Origin of the sequence: Mesorhizobium sp. M1A.F.Ca.IN.020.06.1.1 (assembly GCF_004023265.1) — a bacterium.
GTDB lineage: Bacteria > Pseudomonadota > Alphaproteobacteria > Rhizobiales > Rhizobiaceae > Mesorhizobium.
Window position 1 is genome coordinate 1 of record NZ_RZSR01001135.1, and the last position, 1703, is coordinate 1703.

The window sequence follows — 1703 nt, forward strand, 5'->3', positions numbered from 1 at the left end:
CGTAAGGATTGCAGAGAACGCCCGAGGCCGCGCCGGCTGGGCGTGCCATCGATGCTTGGCCCGGCGCAAATCGGCCATGCCTGTCGGCCCCGGGCGCATGTCTCAGGTTTTCCGCCTTACCTGATAACGCACGGCGGTCGCCGCGATCCCGGTCGCGCGAGCTCAGGTTCCCTGCTCGTTGCAACTTGTCGTCATGTTAGCATGATGACTTCGCAACAAGGCGGCATGTTACGACAGTAACAGATCGCGAAGCCGGCCTGTTGATAAGTCAGCAATGCGCAATGTCGCGACAACATTATGTTTCCATGTTAACATGAGAAGTTAGGTACGATCCGTAAAACCTCGTCTCAATTGCGGATGGAATTAAGAATCTTCGTGGTTGTTTGTTTTTGCTTTGGCAGGATAGCCTTTTTTGTGTTACACACGAAAAAAGACGGCGCGGCCCAAGGGCCTTAGCGCCCGCAGGCGGGCTTACAGATGAGATCCAACAACGGCCAAACAGGAACCCAGAAAGCATCCCGTCGCTATGGCGAGGTGCTGCATGTGCGGTTCTCAAGCGTCGAAATGGAGCGGTTGCGCGCCCTCGCCGATGGAGAGGCGGTGACGGTCAGCGAAGTGGTTCGCCGCCTTGTGAGGGTCGAAGCGGGCTTTCTTCCGGCAGTTACGGGAGAGCTGCGACCTGCCATTGAGGAGGCCACGGACCAGCTTCGCCGTGTCGGTGTAAATTTCAATCAGGCGGTCCGCGCCATAAACGATGGCCGGGTGGCGGATGATGAAGATCTCGAGCGCGCCTTGATCGCCGTTGGCGAGCTCGTGCGTCGGTTCCGCGAAGAGTTAAAGGCGATGATTGCGACGCCGCGCAAGCGAAAAGAGATCAAAGCATGAGCGGTCGCCTTGCCGGATATGCTGCCGAGATCGAACGCTATTTGCGCATGCCAGGCGCTGGCGATCTCGAGGATCTCAAGGATGACAAGCTTTGGGCTCGCCGGGAGACGGCCGATCGTCAAACGATGAACGCCCATGCAGGCGGCCTCCGCAATGGCCGCTGGCCTTCGCCCCAAGCTGGCGGGCAATGGTCGGTGGCGAGCGCAAAGCACCCGACGAGTCCCCGCGTCGCGACGGCACCTGTTTCGTCCGGAGGCAGACGAGGACCGCCCAGCGCGATACCGCTGTCTGGTGCGAGCGGGAGCTTGCGTTCATCCAGCGACGCAAAAGGCGCGATAGCCATTTTCGGCCTCGCGCTCGGTGCTTTCGTCAAGGAAGAGGAAGAAGAATGGCGGCGTCGTGGCGGAGGCGGCGGAAGGTCAGGCGCGCTCCCGTCCGCTCGACACTTGGCGCGGTCGACCCGAGAGGCGAGGGCCGTTGCGGCACGTGCGACCTACGCCGCTGGCGCGCAGCCGGCGGTGTTCAAAGTCTTGTCGAGCGCGGCCAATGGCAGGCAGGCCGGCGCCCTGCTCGCCTATGTCGGCACACGCGCCAATGAACAGGGCGAGAAGCGCGACATCGAGATCTTCACCGATAGCGGACAGGGGCTTGCCAACGCGCAGGACCGTCGCGGTTTCCTGCATCAATTCACGCAGACATTCGAGCCGCAGCTTGAGAATACGAATTTCATCGAAGTGCGATTCCAACTCGCCGGCGACGTCAGGGACGAAGCGCTTCCCGCTGCCCTGAACTCGGCCTTCGGATCGAAGCCGTTAGTC

General features: G+C 61.2%; 2 protein-coding genes. Both read left to right on the top strand.

The genetic code is table 11. The annotated features are described in order from the left end of the window. Positions 1-477 precede the first annotated feature (477 nt). Positions 478-885, top strand: a complete 408-nt coding sequence (locus EOA60_RS31765; RefSeq protein WP_127336057.1) for a plasmid mobilization relaxosome protein MobC — start codon at positions 478-480, stop codon at positions 883-885. Between the two features lie 518 nt (positions 886-1403). After that, the coding region (locus tag EOA60_RS38445; protein ID WP_206628348.1) for a hypothetical protein at positions 1404-1703 on the top strand (300 nt) is incomplete at its 3' end.

Excerpts from the sequence above, each read along its gene's own strand:
- EOA60_RS31765 (WP_127336057.1), top strand. The coding sequence starts at position 478 with ATGAGATCCAACAACGGCCAAACAGGAACCCAGAAAGCATCCCGTCGC.